Consider the following 18847-nt stretch of genomic DNA (forward strand, 5'->3'; position numbering starts at 1 on the left):
TAATTGGGGATCTGGGGGGATCTTTTTGCTCACGTCTGTCTTCGTCGCCGCCGTCTCACTGGCCCTGTTCTGGATGGCGGCCTTCACCCTGTGGTGGCAGATGCACGCGTGGCGCACGCCCGAAGTGCTGGCCTCCACCCGGTTCGGCAGACCGGACGGCGCCGAACACCTGTCCTTCTCACTGCTGCTGCCCGCGCGGCACGAGCAGGCCGTGCTCGACCACACCATCCAGCGGCTGCTTCAGTCCACGCACACCGACTTCGAGATCATCGTCATCGTCGGACACGACGACCCCGACACCACGGCCGTGGCCGAAGCCGCCGCCGAACGCGACCCGCGCGTCCGTGTCGTCGTCGACACCCACGAGAAGAAGAACAAGCCGAAGGCCATGAACACGGCGCTGCCGCACTGCCGCGGCGACGTCGTCGGGGTCTTCGACGCCGAGGACCAGGTCCACCCGGAGCTGCTCGCCCACGTCGACCACGCGTTCCGCACGACCGGCGCGGACGTCGTCCAGGGCGGGGTCCAGCTCATCAACTTCCACTCCAGCTGGTACAGCCTGCGCAACTGCCTGGAGTACTTCTTCTGGTTCCGCTCCCGGCTGCACCTGCACGCGCAGAAGGGCTTCATCCCGCTCGGCGGGAACACCGTGTTCGTACGGACCGCCGTCCTCAGGGAGGCGGACGGCTGGGACCCCGACTGCCTCGCCGAGGACTGCGACCTGGGCGTGCGCCCGTCCAGCGTCGGCAAGAAGGTCGTCGTCGCCTACGACTCCGACATGGTCACCCGGGAGGAGACCCCCGGCTCGCTGATGTCCCTGCTCAAGCAGCGTACCCGCTGGAACCAGGGCTTCCTCCAGGTCCACCGGAAGAAGGACTGGAAGCAGCTGCCGGCGCTGAAGCAGCGGCTGCTCGCCCGGTACACGCTGATGACACCGTTCCTGCAGGCCTTCTCCGGCGTGATCATCCCGCTGAACGCGGCCGTAGCGCTCTTCCTCGACGTGCCCGTCGGCATCGCCTTCCTCACCTTCCTGCCGCTGGTCACCGCGGCCGTCACCTTCGTCTTCGAAGTGGTCGGGCTGCACGACTTCGGCAAGCAGTACGGCCTCAGGGTCCGCTTCGTCCACTACGTGAAGCTCGTCGTGGGCGGCCCCTTCTACCAGGTCCTCCTCGCCGGTGCCGCCGTCCGCGCCGTGTGGCGTGAGCAACGCGGGCGCAACGACTGGGAGTTGACCACGCACGTCGGCGCGCACCTCACCGCGGCCGAGCCGATCCGAGAGGACGTCCCCGCGTGACCTCCACCCTTCCCGCGGTGACCACCGACGAGGTCCCCGCGCGGCGCCGGCCTGCGCCCGAAACGCGGCCGGACGACCACACCGGCCCGCCCGCGAGGCTCCGCTCCTCCCGTCCCGACCTGCTGCTCTGCGGTGTCCTGCTCGCGGTGATCCTCGTCGTCCAGGGCTGGAACATCGCCGACTACCCGGCCCTCAGCGACGACGAGGGCACCTATCTCGCCCAGGCCTGGGCCGTCCAGCAGGGCCGGGGCCTCGCCCACTACACCTACTGGTACGACCACCCGCCCTTCGGCTGGATCCAGATCGCCCTGCTCAGCTGGATCCCCTCGGCGATCAGCCCCGGCTCGATGACCGTCGCCACCATGCGGATCGTCATGCTGGGGATCTGCGGCGTCAGCGCGGTCCTCGTCTACGTCCTCGGGCGCCGGCTCTCGCTGCCCCGGTGGGCCGCGGGGCTCGGCATGGCCCTGTTCGGGCTCTCGCCGCTCGCGGTCGTGCTCAGCCGCGAGATCTTCCTCGACAACATCGCCGTGATGTGGCTGCTGCTCGCGTTCTGCCTCGCCGCCTCGCCCAGCCGCCATCTGTGGCACCACTTCGGCGCGGGCCTCGCCGCCGCCGCGGGCGTGCTCACCAAGGAGACGATGCTCGTCGTCCTGCCCGCCCTGTTCGTCACCATGTGGCGGCACAGCCACCGCGACACCCGCAAGTTCGCCCTCACCGGGGCGGTCACGGCCTGCGCGCTGATCGGCTTCTCCTATCCGCTCTTCGCCCTGCTGAAGGGCGAACTGCTCCCGGGCGCCGGACACGTCTCCCTGTGGGACGGCATCACCTACCAGATGTCCCGGCCGGGCTCCGGCTTCATCCTGGACACCGCGTCCGGCTCGTACGGGGTCCTGCACTCCTGGCTGTACTACGACCGGGTGCTGCCCCTCGGGGGCCTCGCCGGGGCCCTCCTGCTGATCCTCACCCGGCGCTGGTCGGTCACCGCCCGCGCGCTCGCCGGGCCGGCCCTCGCGGTGGCCGTGCTGGCGCTCGTGGCCCTGCGCCCCGACGGCTATCTGCCCGCCATGTACATCATCGGCGCGCTGCCCTTCCTCGCCCTGGTGCTGGCCGGCGGCGCCGCCTCCGTCACCCACGCGGTGCTGCGCAGGTGGCGCCGCGAGGGCGAGAAGCGTTTTGTCACCGGCGGCCGGTACGCGCTCGCCGCCGTCCTCGCCGTCGCCGCCGGCGCGTACGTCGTACCGCACTGGTACGACGGCGACCGCACCGCCGTCACCGCGGACGCCAACAAGCCCTACCGGCAGGCCTCGGCCTGGCTCAGCACCAGGGTGGCGCACCCGGAGCGCACCCGGGTCCTCGTCGACGACGCCCTCTGGCTGGACCTCGTGCACGCCGGATACCGGCCCGGACTCGGCGCGATCTGGTTCTACAAGGCCGACCTCGACCCCGCCGTCACCCGGACCATGCCCCACGGCTGGCGGGACGTCGACTACGTCGTCGCCTCGCCGACCGTCCGCCGCGACGCCAAGGACCTGCCCAACGTCAGGGCGGCCATCCGGCACTCCGAACCGGTCGCCACCTTCGGCACCGGACCCGACCGCGTCGAGATCCGGCGGATCCGGGCGGCGGCCACGGGAGGTGCGCGATGAGCGGCCACGAGCACACCGCGCCCGTCCCCGGCCTCGACGCCGTCGAGGTGCCGGAGCCCGGCGCCGTGACCATCGTCGTACCGACCTTCAACGAGTCGGCCAACGTACGGCAGTTGCTGCGCCTGATCACCGAGTCGGTGCCCGCCCGGCTGCCCTGCGAGGTCGTCTTCGTGGACGACTCCACCGACGACACCCCCGAGGTGATCCGCGAGGCCGCCCAGGACTGCCCCTTCCCGGTCGCCGTGCTGCACCGCGAGGAGCCGGCCGGCGGGCTCGGCGGGGCGGTCGTCGAGGGACTGCGGGCGGCGGCCTCCGAGTGGATCGTCGTCATGGACGGCGACTGCCAGCATCCGCCTTCCTTGGTACCGGAGTTGGTGGCCACCGGCGAGCGCGCGAACGCCGGGCTCGTCGTCGCCTCCCGGTACGTCGAGGGCGGCAGCCGGGCCGGGCTGGCCGGCGGCTACCGGGTGGCCGTCTCGCGCGGCGCGACCTGGCTCGCCAAGGCGCTCTTCCCACGCCGGCTGCGCGGCATCAGCGACCCGATGAGCGGCTTCTTCGCCATCCGGCGCAGCGCGGTCACGGCGGACGTGCTCAGACCGCTCGGCTACAAGATCCTGCTCGAACTGGCCGTACGCAGCCGCCCCCGCCGGGTCGCCGAGGTGCCGTTCGTCTTCCAGGACCGGTTCGCCGGCGAGTCCAAGTCCACCGCGAAGGAGGGCTTCCGCTTCCTCCGCCACCTGGCCGGGCTGCGCACCGCGTCACCGGTGGCCCGCATGGTCGGCTTCGGCCTCATCGGGGCGAGCGGGTTCGTGCCGAACCTCGTCGGACTGTGGGCGCTGACCGCCCTCGGCCTGCACTACGTGCCCGCCGAGATCCTCGCCAACCAGCTGGGCGTCGCCTGGAACTTCCTGCTGATCGAGCAGCTCCTGTTCCGCGACCGGCGCGCGCACCGCCGCTGGTGGGACCGGCTCGCCCGGTTCGCGCTGCTCGCCAACGCCGACCTCGTGCTGCGCATCCCGCTGATCGCGCTGCTCGTGGACCGGTTCGGGATGGGCGCCCTGTCCGCCACCGCACTCGCGCTGGTGCTGACGTTCGTCCTGCGCTTCGTGGGGACCGAAGCGCTGGTCTATCTCCCGCGCCGACGCGGGTCCCGTACGACCGCAAGGAGGTCCGTGTGAGCGGATACCGCAGACGGACCGCGCTGGTCGGGGTGGGGGCCCTGACCGCCGGTCTGCTCCTCACCGCGCCGCAGAGCGCCGAGGCCGCCAACCTGGTCAAGAACCCCGGCTTCGAGACCGTCGGCACGGACGGCATGCCGTACTGCTGGGAGAGGTCGGGCTGGGGGGACAACGACTTCACCTTCGGGACGACCTCCGACGCGCACTCCGGTGCCCAGGCGATGAAGGTGACGCTGACCCGCCGCGTCGACGGCGACCGCAAGGCGCTGATCACCGAGTCGGCCGACTGCGCGCCGGTCGTGACCGCGGGCAGGCAGTACGACCTGGGGCTCTGGTACAAGACCAGCACCCCGGACGCCAACGTCACCCTCTTCCGGCACGACACCACCGCCGGCTGGCAGTACTGGACCGACCTCAAGACCCTCGACATGGCGCCGGCGTGGACGCGGGCCACCGTCCGCACCCCCGAGGTCCCGGCCGGCACCGACCGCATCACCTGGGGCGTCTCCGTGTACGGCACCGGCTCGGCGACCACCGACGACTACACCATGGAGCAGGTCCCCGACCCGCTGCCGCCCGCGCAGTGCACCGGCACCGACGACCAGTGCGCGGGCGGCAGCTGGTCCGTGCTGCCCACGCAGAACCCGGTCCGCTCCATGCACTCGGTCGTCCTCAACGACGGCAAGGTGCTGCTGATCGCCGGCTCCGGCAACAGCGAGGAGAACTTCGCCGCGGGCTCGTTCACCTCCGCGGTGTACGACCCGGAGAAGGGCACCTACAAGGTCGTCCCGACGCCGAAGGACATGTTCTGCGCGGGCCATGTGCAGCTGCAGGACGGGCGGGTGCTGGTCCTGAGCGGCAACAAGGCGTACCCGGTCGCGGGCGGGCACGGCTACGAGGGGTTCAAGGACTCGTACGTCTTCGACCCGAAGACGGAGACGTACAGCAGGACCAACGACCTGAACGACGGCCACTGGTACCCCTCGGCGACCGAGCTGGGCAACGGTGACGTCGTCAGCTTCGGCGGGCTCCGCGAGGACTCCACCGGCTCGGTGACCGCCGAGCGGTTCTCCTCCGCGCAGAACCAGTGGCTGCCGCTGTCGCAGGTCAACCAGACATGGTCGTACTGGGGCCTGTACCCGGCGATGATCCTGATGCAGGACGGCCGCCTCTTCTACACGGGCAGCCATGTCTTCGGCAACAACATCCCCGGCACGGGTTCGGCGGTCTACGACTACGACGCCAACACCGTCACCCAGATCCCCGGCCTGCGCAACAAGGACGAGCGGGACCAGTCCGCGAGCGTGCTGCTGCCCCCGGCGCAGGACCAGCGGGTCCTCACCATCGGCGGCGGCAACATCGACTCCAACCCGGACGCCAACCGCCTCACCGACCTGATCGACCTCAAGCAGGCCAACCCCTCCTACGTGGCCGGCCCGCCGCTGCCGCAGGGCACCGTCGACCTCGGGGGCGGGCCCCGGCCGGAGACCGGCGACCAGGGCAAGATGTACGTCTCCGCGGTCCTGCTGCCCGACGGCAAGGTGCTGGAGACCGGCGGCGCCCTGCACAACCGGGCCGACCCGGTGTACGAGTCCTCGCTCTACGACCCGGGCACCAACTCCTTCGACCCGGTGGCCGCGGACCCCGAGTCACGCGGCTACCACTCGTCCGCGTTCCTGCTGCCCGACGGCCGGGTGATGGCCACCGGCGACAACCCGGGCAACGGCACCTGGAACCACAACGTGTCGATCTACACCCCGCCCTACCTCTACCAGGGCACCCGGCCGACGATCACGTCGGTGATCGACCAGGAGTGGAAGTACGGCGACACCCAGCGGATCACGGTCGACCGCCCGATCGCCAGGGCGGAACTCATCCGCCCGGCCGCCGTCACCCACTCCTCCGACCCCAACCAGCGCTTCGTCGACCTGCCGCTGTCCGTCGACGGAGACAACGTCGACCTCAACGTGACGAGCAACCCCGACCTGGCACCGCCCGGCTGGTACATGCTCTTCGCGGTCGACGCGGGCGGCGTGCCCTCGGTGGCCCAGTGGGTGCATCTGGCCGGACCCGCGGCCCTGAGCGCGTCCGCCGCCTCCCCGCACGTCCACGCCTTCGCCGACGACCTGTCCGGCAAGGTCTCGGGACCCGGCAGGAAGCGCACCGCGCAGCAGGTCAGCCCGACCATCTCCGGCTGCGACCGCCACTACGGCTCGGCCAACATGTGCGTGCCGACCGTCTTCCCGCCCGAGGTCGGCAGGACCGCCGCGGCCCGCTGCGGCTGGCTCCGCCGCAACCACTACGGCCGCCTGGAACTCAACGGCACCGACGACCCCCTGGGCCTGGACCGCGACCGGGACGGGATCGCCTGCGGCAAGGGCGACACCGGCGGGCGTTAGCCCCGGCCGGCGAGGGCGCGCTCCACGATCGCTTCCAGCTGGTCGTGGTGCGCGCCCTTCCAGTAGGCGCGGCCGCAGGCCGTGCACTGGGCGAAGACGTCGTACGAACGCTCGGTGCCGCCCTTGAGCTGGTCGGCGACCTGCTCCTTGGTGGCTTCGCGCAGCACGCCGTTGCAGGCGGTGCAGCGGGTCCAGGGGCGCAGGTCGGGCGCGAAGCGGTCGAGGACGTCGTGGAGTTGGTCGTCGGGGCTGGTGCTGTAGACGAAGGCGCCCGCCCACAGCTCGCGGCGGCGCAGCAGGCCCCGGTCGCGGCTCAGCATCACACGCTTCTCGGCCGCCGAGCGGGCGGCGAGTGCCGGGTCGCCGATGTCCGTCGACTCGTAGGCCGTGTCCACGCCGAGCAGGCGCAGACGGCGGGCGAGCGTGCCGAGGTGCACGTCGAGGAGGAAACGGAGGGGGGCGCCGGGGACCCGCTGGGGCCGGTCGACGGGGCGGACCCGCACCGTCTCGCCCGCCCGCGGGATGTGCGACACCGGCACCTCACGGCCGTCCACGACCAGTGCGCCGACCTCGGTCAGCGGGACGCCGAGGGACTCGATGACGTGGCCGAGGGTCGAGACGCCGTCCGTGGTCAGGGGCGTGCTGCCGGCGCGCCGGGCGTGCGGCACGAACAGGTGGAGGGCGGGGGCGACTTCGATGTGGATCTCGGGTCCGTTCACCCCGTCAGCATCGCACGGTGAACGACGCGGACCTCAGCGGTTTTCGCTCAGCGGTCCTCGCCGGGCAGGCCGTGCTGCAGCACGGCCAGTGCGCGGTCGACCAGGGCCTCGAAGCCGTCCTGGTGACCGTGCTCGGCCCAGTACATGGACGTCTCCATCAGACCGCCGATCAGGGACATGGCGTAGACCCGCACCTCCAGGCTGTCCGGGTCGTGGCCGGTGCGCTCGCCGACGGCCTGGCAGAGCATGCGGCCGGTCACCGACATGCTCTCCATCATGCGCGAGCGGACCGCGGGGACCTGGACCATGAGGTGGGTGCGCAGCCGGGAGACGCGTGGGTCCTCCTCGACGCCGAGCCGCACGGCCCGCCGCATCACGTAGCGGATGGTCTCGGCCCAGGGCTCCTCGGCGGGCCGCCGCCGGATCTCCTCCACGATGACCGCGTCGTACTCGTCCGTGAGGACGATGTCCTCCTTGGTCGGGAAGTAGCGGAAGACGGTCGACGGCGAGACCTCCGCCCGCTCGGCGATCTGCTCGATCGTGGTGGCGTCGTACCCCTGCTCCTCGACGAGCGCGTAGGTCGCCGAGCGGATGGCCTCGCGGGTCTTGATCTTCTTCCGCTCGCGCAGGCCGGGGCGTGGCCGGTCGACGGGGGAGGTGCTGGTGGAGCGTGCGGCCGTCATGCCGGTCATTGTCCGGCATCCCCGGCGGGGGCGGCCACGGCCGTCGCCTCCTTCCGTCCGCCGTTCCGTACCACCCCGGTGTCCGGCAGCAGCAGGGCCGCGGGCAGGGCCGCGGCGAGGGAGGCCGCCGCGCACACCAGCAGCACCAGGGCCATGCCCATGCCGTGCACGTACGAGGCGTTCGCGGAGGCCGCGAGGCGCGCCGAGCCGGTGTGCGCGGCCACCGCACCTACTCACTGTCAATCGGTAGTGGGTGTCGGGGTGTGGAAAACGGCCACGGCGGGGGCCGTGGCCGCGGGGGAGGGGAGAGCGCGGCTATGCGGCGTTCCTGCGCATGAGCAGGGTGACGGTCATCCCCGTCACCGACTGGCTCCAGGTCGTGTCGTACCGCGCTCGCAGGGCGTCGGCCTCCGCTTTGCCGATCGCGTCCAGCGGGTCCGGGCCGCTGCCCTGGGTCAGCAGCCAGATGCGGCGCTCGTCCCTGAGGCACAGGGCCGGGACCGGGCACTCGAGCGCGTACAACTGGTTGATCGCCCTGGGCGGGCTCGCGAGGAAGACGTCACGCATCCGCAGGTCGCGGGGCAGGTAGTACTGGACCCCGCCGTCGAGCTTCCAGGTGTTGTCGCGGTCGTAGACCACGGCGTCGCCCGGCTGCCGGTAGGTCCTGATCACCGCGGCCGCGGCGGCGTAGTCGAGCGGCACGGGTGCGTCGTGCTCGAACGGCTGCCGCATCCGGCCCTGGTCGGGCAGGGTGAGGACGGCCAGCGCCACGAGGAGGGCCCCGGCGGCCTTCCAGGAGCGGCAGGCCGCGCAGAGGCCGCTGCCGGCCAGCAGGGCCCAGGCCGGGAGGGTGAGGAGCAGGTAGACATGGCGGAAGTAGGAGACGTCGCCATGGGAGATCAGCCAGACGAGGACGGCGGGCAGGAGTGCCCAGAGGGCGCATCCGAGCAGCGGGGCCCTGCGGGGCGAGCGGGCCAGGACGGCGAGGAAGATCACCACTCCGGCGCCCAGCGCGGAGGCGAAGACGTCCTGCCAGACGGAGACGAGCGCCCAGCCGTCGGGCTCCGGCACCCAGTACAGCTGGCGCTGCGCCTGGGACCGCCCGAGCACGACGAGCGGGGCGACGCAGACGGCGACGGGCAGCAGGGCGAGGGCGGATCTCCACCACAGGGAACGGTCGCGCCGCGCGTGGGCCCCGACCAGCAGGGCGTGGGCGGCCACGACCGACAGAGCGACCAGGTGGAGGAGCCCGACACCGGTCAGTACGACCGTGTACGCGGCCCATCGCCACGGACTACGCGGCCTGTCGAGGGCCCGGAGCAGCAGCAGCGTGGCCAGGGACACGGCGAGCACGACCCACGCGTAGCTGCGCGCCTCCTGTCCGTAGCGGCTCACCGCGGGCAGCAGCGAGAAGAGGATCCCGGCGGTGATCCCGGCGCGGCTCCCGAAGAGCCGGTCGCCGATGAGACCTACGACCGATGCCGCTCCGGCCACGGCGAGGAGGGAGGGGAGCCGCATGGAGATGACGGAGTCGCCGAAGAGCCCGACCCATGCGTGCATCAGCAGGTAGTACGTTCCGTGGACGGCGTCCACGTTCCGGAGCGTGGCGATGATCCGCCCCGTGCCGCGGTTCACCATGTCCCAGGTGACCAGCTCGTCGCGGCCCAGCAGGGAGTCGGTCAGGCCGTACCCGGTCAGGCAGGCCGTCAGGGCGAACGGCACCAGCCACGGCCACGGCCCTGACGGGCGACCGCCGCCGGGTTCGGCCGCGTCCGCGGGCCGGGTTTCCTCGCGTGGTGCGGGTAGCGCCGATGTGGCTGCCATCAAAGTCTCCTGAGCCCTGCGACGGGAAGGGGGATCGGCCGCCTGGACGAAGGCGGGAAAGGGTCGTTCGAACAGGCGTTTTTCGTTCGGCGGACGCTGCCGCTAGGAGGTGCGTACCAGCAGCGAGACCGTGAGACCGCTGGGGCGGTCCGCGCCGTACGGCCTGTAGTGGGCGCGCAGCGCCGCCGCCTGTCCCGCCGGCAGCCCGTTGAACGGATCCGGCGCGTTCCCGCTCACCACGAGCCAGATCCGCCGCTCGCCGCCCAGGCACGCGGCGGGCTGTGGGCACTCGACGGCCGCCAGGTCGTCGCGGCGGACGGGCGATCTCGCGACGAAGACGTCGCGCATCCTCAGACCGCGCGGAAGGTAGTAGCCGACGCCCAGGGAGAGGGCCTCCTCCTGCGTCCGGTTGTAGACCACCGCGTCACCCGGGACGTAGTACCTCTCGATGGTCCGTGCCGCCGCCGCGAAATCGGGGCCGCCCGTCCAGTAGTGGCCGAGCGGCTCCCGCAGCGCATGCTGGTCGGGCGCCGTGAACACGGCGAGGGCCGCGAGGGCCGCTCCGAGCGCCGTCCGGGACCTCGCCGCGGCGGAGAGTCCCGCCCCGGCGAGAACGGCGAACGCCGGCAGGGTGAAGAGCATGTACCGGAAGTAGAAGTACGAGATGTGCCCGTGGGAGAGGGCCCAGACGAGCAGGACGGGCGCCGCCGCGGACACGGCGCAGAAGACGACGGCGTCGCGACGCTCCCGGTACGCCACCATGGCCGGCAGCAGCACCATCCCCGCGCACAGGCCGGAGTAGAACAGCTGCGACCAGATGCCGACCAGGTCCCAGGCCCCCGGTTCGGCGATCCAGTAGATCTGCCGGACGGTCTGCGCCCGGCCCAGCGCCACCACCGGGCACACGCAGGCGACACCCGCCAGGACCGCGAGTCCGAAGCCGAGCAGTACCCGGCGCTCGCGCCGGGCCCGCACGGCCACCAGGGCCACATGCCCGAGCAGACACGTCAGCGCGATCAGATGGAACAGACCCACGGCCACCAGGCCGAAGGCGTACGCGGTCCACCGCCACGGGCCGGCCGGGCGGTCCAGGGCCCGGAGCAGCAGCAGCGAGGCGAGGGCCACGGCCAGCATCACCAGGCCGTAGGGGCGCGCCTCATGCGCGAACCGGCTCACCGCGGGAATCAGGGCGAACAGGAGGCCCCCGGCCAGTCCGGCGCGGTGGCCGAACAGCCGCCGCCCGATCAGCGCGACACATGCGGCGGCGCCGGCCATGGCCAGGGCGGAGGGCATGCGCAGGGCAGTGGTGGAGTCGCCGAAGAGCGTCCTCCACCCGTGGAGGAGCAGGTAGTACGCACCCAGCACCGCGTCCACGTGCCGCACCGTGGCCAGCACCTGCCCGGCGCTGCGCCCGGACACGTCCCAGCTGGTCAGCTCGTCGCGCCCCATCAGCGGCCGGCCGATGCGGTAGAGGCACACGAGCAGGGTGATCGACGACGGCCACAGCCACAGGCCGGCCGCCGCGATCCGGCGGCGGTGCTCCGCTTCCGGGTCGGGAACGCCACTGGAGTCCTGGGCCGGCGGGGCGAGAAGCGTCATGCGGACAGCCATAGCGGCGCGGCGCGCCGGGCCGCGGCACGACCCGCCGCCGCGGTCCGCATTCCCCTGTTCGGATGAGCGTTCCCGCCCGTCCCGAGGCATGGGAAAGGCCGCGGCTTCGACGCCGCGGCCTCGGGAGAGGGGGCGCCGGTACTACGTGTGCTGGTACGCCACCAGCGAGATGCACACGTAGTGGACGACGAACGCGGCGAGCGTGAAGGAGTGGAACACTTCGTGGAAGCCGAACCAGCGCGGTGAGGGGTTCGGCCGCTTGATGCCGTAGATCACGCCGCCCGCGCTGTAGAGGAGCCCGCCGACGATCACCAGGACCAGGACGGCGATGCCGCCGGTGCGCAGGAAGTCGGGCAGGAAGAAGACGGCCGCCCAGCCCATCGCGATGTAGCAGGGCGTGTAGAGCCAGCGCGGGGCGCCCACCCAGAAGACCCGGAAGACGATGCCGGCCGCCGCGGCGGCCCAGATGCCCCACAGCAGCCACTGGCCCTTGGCGCTGGGCAGGAGCAGCAGGGTCAGCGGGGTGTAGGTGCCCGCGATGATCAGGAAGATGTTGGCGTGGTCCAGGCGGCGCAGGAGACCGTCCATCCGCGGACTCCAGTTGCCCCGGTGGTACAGCGCGCTGACGCCGAACAGCAGGCAGGCGGTCAGGACGTAGATCCCGCAGGCGATGCGGCCTCTGGTCGAGTCGGCGAGGGCGGTGAGCACGAGGCCCGCGATGAGTACGGCCGGGAACATGCCGAGGTGCAGCCAGCCGCGCAACCTGGGCTTGACCGGGTGCGGCAGGGAGAGCCCGAGCGGACCCCGGCCGCTGGCCGGCGTGTCCATGGGCGCGTCGGGGACAGGCGCAGTCATGCGGGGCATGGTACCGACGCCCCCGTAAGTCGGCTGTCAGCGGTTCCCAGGGTCGGTCGGACGCAAAAAGACCTTCAGATGAATCCAAGCTGCACGCAAAGGGAACGCAAACCTGCCTGGAAACCGTGGCCTTCCTCACGTCGCTCACCTGTGAGGCCCCCTGGACATATGGGCACTCGCGTCGGATACGATCAAATGAGTGCAGTCGGCACCGGATGAGCATCACCCGAAGCGTCCGGGTCGCAGCCCCCACGGGGCCACAAGGACAGAAACCCTCACTTAGGAGCAACCGTGGCGCGCGACAACTCGGCTTCCACCGTTCCCACCAACCACCAGGAACTGATCTCGTGGGTCAATGAGATCGCCGAACTGACGCAGCCGGACAGCGTGGTCTGGTGTGACGGTTCCGAGGCCGAGTACGAGCGGCTGTGCGAAGAGCTCGTGGCCAAGGGCACCTTCAAGAAGCTCGACCCGATCAAGCGCCCGCACTCCTACTACGCCGCCTCCGACCCGACCGACGTCGCGCGCGTCGAGGACCGCACCTTCATCTGCGCCGAGAAGGAGGAGGACGCGGGCCCGACCAACCACTGGAAGGCCCCCACCGAGATGCGGGAGATCTTCTCCGGTGAGAAGGGCCTGTTCCGCGGCTCCATGCGCGGCCGCACCATGTACGTCGTGCCCTTCTGCATGGGCCCGCTCGGCTCCCCCCTGTCCGCGATCGGCGTGGAGATCACCGACTCCGCCTACGTCGCCGTCTCCATGCGGACCATGACGCGCATGGGGCGGCCCGTCCTCGACGAACTCGGCGACAGCGGCTTCTTCGTGAAGGCCGTGCACACCCTCGGCGCCCCGCTGGAGGAGGGCCAGGAGGACGTTCCGTGGCCGTGCAACTCCACCAAGTACATCTCGCACTTCCCCGAGGACCGCGAGATCTGGTCCTACGGCTCCGGCTACGGCGGCAACGCCCTGCTCGGCAAGAAGTGCTACGCGCTGCGCATCGCCTCGGTCATGGCGCGTGACGAGGGCTGGCTCGCCGAGCACATGCTGATCCTGAAGCTCACCCCGCCGCAGGGCGAGTCCAAGTACGTCGCCGCCGCCTTCCCGAGCGCCTGCGGCAAGACCAACCTCGCCATGCTGGAGCCCACGATCTCCGGCTGGACCGTGGAGACCATCGGCGACGACATCGCCTGGATGCGCTTCGGCGAGGACGGCCGCCTCTACGCGATCAACCCCGAGGCCGGCTTCTTCGGCGTCGCGCCGGGCACCGGTGAGCACACCAACGCCAACGCGATGAAGACCCTGTGGGGCAACTCGGTCTTCACCAACGTCGCCCTCACCGACGACGGCGACGTGTGGTGGGAGGGCATGACGGAGGAGACCCCGGCCCACCTGACCGACTGGAAGGGCCGCGACTGGACCCCGGACTCCGCCGAGCCCGCCGCGCACCCCAACGCCCGCTTCACCACCCCCGCCTCGCAGTGCCCGATCATCGCGCCCGAGTGGGAGGACCCCAAGGGCGTGCCGATCTCGGCGATCCTCTTCGGCGGCCGCCGCGCGAGCGCGGTGCCGCTGGTGACGGAGTCCTTCGACTGGAACCACGGCGTCTTCCTCGGCGCCAACGTCGCCTCGGAGAAGACCGCCGCGGCCGAGGGCAAGGTCGGCGAGCTGCGCCGCGACCCCTTCGCCATGCTGCCCTTCTGCGGCTACAACATGGGCGACTACATGGCCCACTGGATCGACGTGGCCAAGGACAGGGACCAGTCCAAGCTGCCGAAGATCTACTACGTCAACTGGTTCCGCAAGAACGACCAGGGCAAGTTCGTCTGGCCGGGCTTCGGCGAGAACTCCCGCGTCCTGAAGTGGATCGTGGACCGGCTGGACGGCAGGGCCGAGGGCGTCGAGACCCCGATCGGCGTGCTCCCGGCCAAGGGCTCGCTGGACACGAAGGGCCTCGAACTGTCGGAGTCCGACCTCGACTTCCTGCTCACGGTCGACAAGGAGGTCTGGCGCGAGGAGGCCGCCCTGGTCCCCGAGCACCTCAACACCTTCGGCGACCACACCCCGAAGGAGCTGTGGGACCAGTACCGCGCGCTGGTGGAGCGCCTGGGCTGACACCCGCACCGAAGACTCCGCGGCCGGTCACGGGGATGCCCTGACCAGCGATCGTCACGGCCGGCCGCGGTGACAGCACCGGGGAGGGGCCCGGGGCCCGCACCGTACAAAGGCGTACGGCGCGAGCCCCGGGCCCCTCCTGTCGTGGCGCGCCGCGATCTCACGCCCGGCGGTGCAGCAGTACGTAACCGTCCTCGTCGTCCACCAGGTCGTACGCGGTGCGCAGGTCCGTGGCCAGGTGCTGCTGCTCCTCCTGCGCGCCGAGCGGCTGCCCCGGCCACCACCGCTGGTCGGCCGGCACCCAGGTGTCCACGAACACCCACTGGGGACCGGGCCGGGCGCCGGTGGCGCCGTAGAGACCGACGCTCGTACGGTCGGCGAGCTGCGGCACCAGATGGTCGGACGCCTGGACGGTGGCGCCGTCGGGGATCATGGCCGCCATCCGCAGGGCGACGCCCACGCGGGGGCTCGTCCGCCAGGTGTCCGGCTGGACCAGCTGGAACAGCGGGAAACCCGGAAGGATCAGGAGCGTCATCGCGGCGGAGCCCGCGAGATACCGGCGCAGGCCGCGTCCGCTCGTTCCGCGCCGCACGAGGGCGTCGACGAAGGCGGCGAAGACGATCGGCATCAGGACGAGCGAGTAGTGGAAGCCGGTCCCCCAGTGCAGGCCGTTGCTCGACGTGAAGCGCCACACCAGCGTCGGCAGCGCCACCCACATCAGGGGCGAGCGCATCGCAAGAAACAGCGTGGGGGCCAGCAGCAGCGCGAAGGTCGACACCTTGGTCTGCGGTGTGACGAGACCGATGGTGGCCTGGTGGAGCAGGCCCAGCGGCCCGCCCCCACCACCCGCGGCCCCCGCCTGGCCGTCCGTGGCGGGACCCTGCACCAGGGACCAGTAGGCGAAGCTCCCGGTCGGGCTGAAGGCCGGCAGGAGCACGAACAGGGTCAGCGCCGCCCAGGCGAGCCCGGCCACGGCCGTGGCGGCTCCGATCCTGCGCCCGCCCCGCCAGGCGATGACGAGGCCGATGACCAGCACCGTCAGCCCGAGGTCCTCCTTCACCAGCAGCAGGGGCAGGGCCCAGCACGCCGCGGCGGTCATCCGGCCGTTTCCGAGGGCGGTCAGCGAGAGCGCCAGGAGCGGTGCGGCGAACGCCACCTCGTGGAAGTCGTAGCCGACAGTGCTGGCGACTCCCCAGGAGAGCCCGTAACAGGCGCCGATCACCGCGCCGGCCAGGGGGCCGAGGGCCCGGCGCGCCCAGAGGGCCAGCGGGACGACGCTCGCGGCGAGGAGCGCGGCCTGGACCACGAGGAGCGTCTCCGCCGCCCGCCACACCCGGTAGAAGGGCGCCACCAGTGCCAGGACCGGGGAGAAGTGGTCCCCCAGGACCGGGAAGTTCTCGCCCTTGATCTCGGATACCGGCAGATGGCCTTCCGCGTACGACCGGACGACCTGCTGGAAGATTCCCAGGTCGTAACTGCTCGTGATCATTCGCTGGTGGAGCCGCAGCGACACCGCCGAATACATCAGGAAGAGAACTGCGGCCATGGCCCAGATCCACCACGTGCCGTCGAAGAAACGCCCCTTCCGCGGTGGTGCGGCCACCGTGGGCGTCTGGCAACCCTGTTGTTGCGCCGGGACCGTCGCGCCGCCGGTCAGTGGTGCTTGCATCGTGGGGCCTCCCGGGAAACAGGAACGGGCGGCCCTCAAGATGCCAGCAGCATGGGTCGTTCCGGATCGACCGCACTTCCGTGTGCCGAGAATCCACCGAATGGCCGCCATACGATCCGCGCTTCGGCGCACACGCCGAACGTCTTCGTAAATACGGTACGGGTGGACGGTCCGCCTATGGTGCTGCCATGCGCGGAATCCTGTTGGCCGGTGGCGCCGGCTCGCGACTGTGGCCATTGACCCGCTCGGTGTCGAAGCAACTCCTGCCGGTCTTCGACAAACCGATGGTGTATTACCCGCTGTCCACGCTGGTGATGGCCGGAATCAGCGAGATCCTGATCATCACCACGCCCGAAGACCAGTACCAGTTCCGCCGCTTGCTCGGCGATGGAAGCCAATTCGGCCTGCGGCTCGAGTATCTGGCGCAGAATCAGCCCAAGGGAATCGCCCACGCCTTTCTCCTGGGCGCCGACTTCATCGGCGGTGAGGCCGTGGCGCTCATTCTGGGCGACAACATCTTCCACGGGAGCGGCCTCGGCACCCGGCTGGCCCGGCAGGGCGAACCGACGGGCGGCAGGGTGTTCGCCTACCAGGTGGCCAACCCCTCGGCCTACGGCGTGGTGGAGTTCGACGACCACGGCCGGGCCCTGTCCATCGAGGAGAAGCCGGCCCGGCCCAGGTCCCGCTACGCCGTGCCCGGACTGTACTTCTACGACCACCGGGCCGTGCACATCGCCCGCACCCTGCGCCCCAGCACCCGGGGCGAGTTGGAGATCACCGATCTCAACCGCGCCTATCTGGAGGCCGGGGCGCTGCAGGTCACCCGGCTCGACCGGGGCACCGCGTGGCTGGACACCGGGACCTTCGTCTCCCTGGTGCAGGCGTCGGAGTTCGTGCGCGTGATCGAGGAGCGCCAGGGCCTGAAGGTCGGCTGCGTCGAGGAGGCCGTCTGGCGGGCCGGGCTCATCGACGACGACCGGCTCAGGGACCTGGCCCGGCCACTGCTCAAGAGCGGCTACGGCGACTACCTGCTGGGGCTGCTGGAGGACTCCCGGCAGCTCGCGACCCCCTACGGGGGCGCGGACGTCCCGAAGGCGCGAAGGCGATGAGCGGCACGACGAGGACGGTACGGAAGGAGGGGACCGGGTGAGGGAGCTCGGCATCGAAGGGGCCTGGCTCGACGAACCCAGGGTGTTCACCGACGAAAGGGGCCGGTTCCACGAGTGGTTCAAGGACAGCGCCTTCCGCAATTCCGTCGGACAGGGATTCTCGCTGGCGCAGGCGAACTGCTCGCGCTCCGCCCGCGGCACCCTGCGCGGAATCCACTACGCGACGGTCCCGCCGGGCCAGGCCAAGTACGTCACCTGTGTCAGCGGCGCAGTTCTCGACGTGGTGGTCGACATCCGCGTCGGCTCACCGGGATTCGGGACCTGGGAGGCGGTCGTGCTCGACGACACCACGCACCGCTGCGTCTATCTCTCGGAGGGGCTCGGCCACGCCTTCATGGCGCTGGAGGACAACTCCACCGTCGTCTACCTGTGTTCCGAGGGATATGCGCCGGAGCGCGAGTACGGCATCGATCCGCTCGACCCGGAACTGGCCATCGCCTGGCCCGGTGATCTCGCACCGCTCCTTTCGGAGAAGGACGCCGCCGCGCCCACCCTTGAGGAGGCCGGCCGGAAAGGTCTGCTGCCTTCCTACGAGGACTGTGCCGTATATCGGAGAAGTCTCGTCCTCAAAGCCGACGCACCGTGTTTGGGCGGTCCGGGCGACGAATTGGCGCCGCTCGGGTGATCCTCGCCGGGCGTCGCGAGGCGGAGTGTATTCGTTCATATGCGGAGCGTGCAAATTGAAGTCGTACGCGGCCGACGCCGCGAGATGCGCATGCGAAAAGCGCGAGCAGTGAACGCGCCTGCATGTTCCCGCTCAGTTCCCAAGGAAGGTTCCCTTGAGTCGTAGAACGATTCGAAATTCGCGTCTGAAGTCCGCCATGATGGTGGGCACGGGTGCGCTCACGGTCGCACTCAACGTCATTCCGGGCACCGTGGCGGCCGCCGACGTGATGCACGGTCGCGGTGGCGGGCACGCCTCGGAGATGTCCGCTCCGCGCGACCCGCTCGCCGCTGCCATCGCCGACGCGATCGACAGGGCCGGCGACAACAGCTTCCGCTCGACGCGCGACGACTCGATGCGCGACGACTCGATGCGCGGCGAGTACAACCCCGGCCCCGGGGACAGCCAGTACGGTTCGGACCACGGGGGCAACCAGGGCCCCCAGGGTCCGCAGGGTCCCCAGGGTCCGCAGGGCCCCCAGGGCGGCTGCGGGTGCCAGGCGGGCCCGCAGGGCGCCACCGGTCCGCAGGGCGCCACGGGCGAGCAGGGCCCCCAGGGTGCCACCGGTCCGCAGGGCGCCACGGGTGAGTCGGGTACCGGCGCGCAGGGCCCGACGGGTCCGCAGGGTCCGACCGGTCCCCAGGGCGCCACGGGTGCTCAGGGTGCCACGGGCTCGGTCGCGGGCACTTACGTCGTCACCGCCACCGGTCGGCGCACGGTGACGGCTACCTGCCTGAACAACGACTTCGCCACCGGCGGCGGCGCCCTCGCCACCAACGGTGACCTCGTTCAGACCTTCCCCGCCAACGGCAGCACGTCGACCTCGCCGACAGCGTGGACGGCCACCACCACCGCCAACAACCCCAACAACATCACCGCCTACGTGGTCTGCGTCAGGACCTCTTGAGGCAGTGACCCGCCGATGAGGGGGGAGCGGCCCCGACCGTCCGCCCCTTCGGCCCTTGAGCGCCCGGTGCCCCGAGGCTTCCGCCTCGCGGGCACCGTTCGCATGACGACCACT

The 18847-nt window shown here is 71.1% G+C and carries 15 protein-coding genes; 8 read left to right on the top strand and 7 right to left on the bottom strand.

Translation table 11 applies throughout. The features are described 5' to 3' along the window. The first annotated feature begins 25 nt into the window (after nt 1-25). The 4 genes from ACZ7FF_RS15485 to ACZ7FF_RS15500 are packed head-to-tail and all read left to right on the top strand — an operon-like array spanning nt 26 to nt 6520. On the top strand, nt 26-1294 hold the full coding sequence (locus tag ACZ7FF_RS15485) for a glycosyltransferase (protein ID WP_470812686.1): 1269 nt from the start codon (nt 26-28) through the stop codon (nt 1292-1294). After that, entirely contained in the window at nt 1291-2943 is a 1653-nt protein-coding gene (locus ACZ7FF_RS15490) for an ArnT family glycosyltransferase (RefSeq protein ID WP_470812687.1), read from the top strand. Before ACZ7FF_RS15485 ends, ACZ7FF_RS15490 begins: the two co-directional genes overlap by 4 nt. After that, entirely contained in the window at nt 2940-4121 is a 1182-nt protein-coding gene (locus tag ACZ7FF_RS15495) for a glycosyltransferase (RefSeq protein WP_470812688.1), read from the top strand. The genes ACZ7FF_RS15490 and ACZ7FF_RS15495 overlap by 4 nt, the downstream gene beginning before the upstream one ends. After that, complete coding sequence (locus ACZ7FF_RS15500) at nt 4118-6520, top strand: galactose oxidase-like domain-containing protein (protein ID WP_470812689.1); 2403 nt, start codon at nt 4118-4120, stop codon at nt 6518-6520. Before ACZ7FF_RS15495 ends, ACZ7FF_RS15500 begins: the two co-directional genes overlap by 4 nt. On the opposite strand, the gene ACZ7FF_RS15505 is transcribed toward ACZ7FF_RS15500, so the two are convergent. The 6 genes from ACZ7FF_RS15505 to trhA all read right to left on the bottom strand — a co-directional run bounded on the left by ACZ7FF_RS15505 (nt 6517) and on the right by trhA (nt 12212). Further along, nucleotides 6517-7239: a Mut7-C RNAse domain-containing protein gene (locus ACZ7FF_RS15505; protein ID WP_470812690.1), complete on the bottom strand. Its 723-nt coding sequence runs from the start codon at nt 7237-7239 to the stop codon at nt 6517-6519. The two genes, ACZ7FF_RS15500 and ACZ7FF_RS15505, sit on opposite strands and share 4 nt — an antisense overlap. Nucleotides 7240-7286: 47 nt before the next feature. Beyond that, nucleotides 7287-7922: a TetR/AcrR family transcriptional regulator gene (locus tag ACZ7FF_RS15510; RefSeq protein ID WP_470812691.1), complete on the bottom strand. Its 636-nt coding sequence runs from the start codon at nt 7920-7922 to the stop codon at nt 7287-7289. A gap of 5 nt (nt 7923-7927) precedes the next feature. Next, nucleotides 7928-8146 carry a hypothetical protein gene (locus ACZ7FF_RS15515; RefSeq protein ID WP_470812692.1) on the bottom strand — a complete coding sequence of 73 codons (219 nt, stop codon included), beginning with the start codon at nt 8144-8146 and terminating at the stop codon, nt 7928-7930. Between the two features lie 91 nt (nt 8147-8237). Then, on the bottom strand, nt 8238-9746 hold the full coding sequence (locus ACZ7FF_RS15520) for a glycosyltransferase family 39 protein (RefSeq protein ID WP_470812693.1): 1509 nt from the start codon (nt 9744-9746) through the stop codon (nt 8238-8240). 102 nt (nt 9747-9848) lie between these two features. Beyond that, nucleotides 9849-11345: a glycosyltransferase family 39 protein gene (locus ACZ7FF_RS15525; RefSeq protein WP_470812694.1), complete on the bottom strand. Its 1497-nt coding sequence runs from the start codon at nt 11343-11345 to the stop codon at nt 9849-9851. Between the two features lie 153 nt (nt 11346-11498). After that, nucleotides 11499-12212 (bottom strand): PAQR family membrane homeostasis protein TrhA, encoded by a 714-nt coding sequence (trhA, locus tag ACZ7FF_RS15530; RefSeq protein WP_470812695.1) that lies wholly within the window; start codon nt 12210-12212, stop codon nt 11499-11501. A gap of 291 nt (nt 12213-12503) precedes the next feature. Between trhA and ACZ7FF_RS15535 the strand changes: the two genes are divergently transcribed. After that, complete coding sequence (locus ACZ7FF_RS15535; RefSeq protein ID WP_470812696.1) at nt 12504-14324, top strand: phosphoenolpyruvate carboxykinase (GTP); 1821 nt, start codon at nt 12504-12506, stop codon at nt 14322-14324. A 160-nt stretch (nt 14325-14484) separates the two neighbouring features. On the opposite strand, the gene ACZ7FF_RS15540 is transcribed toward ACZ7FF_RS15535, so the two are convergent. Next, nucleotides 14485-15870 (bottom strand): DUF2079 domain-containing protein, encoded by a 1386-nt coding sequence (locus tag ACZ7FF_RS15540; RefSeq protein ID WP_470812697.1) that lies wholly within the window; start codon nt 15868-15870, stop codon nt 14485-14487. 311 nt (nt 15871-16181) lie between these two features. Between ACZ7FF_RS15540 and rfbA the strand changes: the two genes are divergently transcribed. From rfbA to ACZ7FF_RS15555, 3 genes are all read left to right on the top strand, one after another. Then, nucleotides 16182-17102 carry a glucose-1-phosphate thymidylyltransferase RfbA gene (rfbA, locus tag ACZ7FF_RS15545; protein WP_470812698.1) on the top strand — a complete coding sequence of 307 codons (921 nt, stop codon included), beginning with the start codon at nt 16182-16184 and terminating at the stop codon, nt 17100-17102. A 37-nt stretch (nt 17103-17139) separates the two neighbouring features. Continuing rightward, nucleotides 17140-17787 (top strand): dTDP-4-dehydrorhamnose 3,5-epimerase, encoded by a 648-nt coding sequence (gene rfbC / locus ACZ7FF_RS15550; RefSeq protein ID WP_470812699.1) that lies wholly within the window; start codon nt 17140-17142, stop codon nt 17785-17787. A 154-nt stretch (nt 17788-17941) separates the two neighbouring features. After that, a complete protein-coding gene (locus ACZ7FF_RS15555) occupies nt 17942-18733 on the top strand; it encodes a hypothetical protein (RefSeq protein WP_470812700.1) in 792 nt (263 codons plus the stop codon). The last annotated feature ends 114 nt before the right edge of the window (nt 18734-18847 follow it).

The sequence above is a fragment of the Streptomyces sp. NPDC037126 genome (assembly GCF_055605965.1).

What these genes read in the sequence shown, in the direction of transcription:
- ACZ7FF_RS15520 (WP_470812693.1), bottom strand. Translation starts at nt 9,746, where the DNA reads ATGGCAGCCACATCGGCGCTACCCGCACCACGCGAGGAAACCCGGCCC.
- ACZ7FF_RS15525 (WP_470812694.1), bottom strand. Translation starts at nt 11,345, where the DNA reads ATGACGCTTCTCGCCCCGCCGGCCCAGGACTCCAGTGGCGTTCCCGAC.
- ACZ7FF_RS15540 (WP_470812697.1), bottom strand. Translation starts at nt 15,870, where the DNA reads ATGGCCGCAGTTCTCTTCCTGATGTATTCGGCGGTGTCGCTGCGGCTC.
- ACZ7FF_RS15495 (WP_470812688.1), top strand. Translation starts at nt 2,940, where the DNA reads ATGAGCGGCCACGAGCACACCGCGCCCGTCCCCGGCCTCGACGCCGTC.
- trhA (WP_470812695.1), bottom strand. Translation starts at nt 12,212, where the DNA reads ATGACTGCGCCTGTCCCCGACGCGCCCATGGACACGCCGGCCAGCGGC.
- rfbA (WP_470812698.1), top strand. Translation starts at nt 16,182, where the DNA reads ATGCGCGGAATCCTGTTGGCCGGTGGCGCCGGCTCGCGACTGTGGCCA.
- ACZ7FF_RS15510 (WP_470812691.1), bottom strand. Translation starts at nt 7,922, where the DNA reads ATGACGGCCGCACGCTCCACCAGCACCTCCCCCGTCGACCGGCCACGC.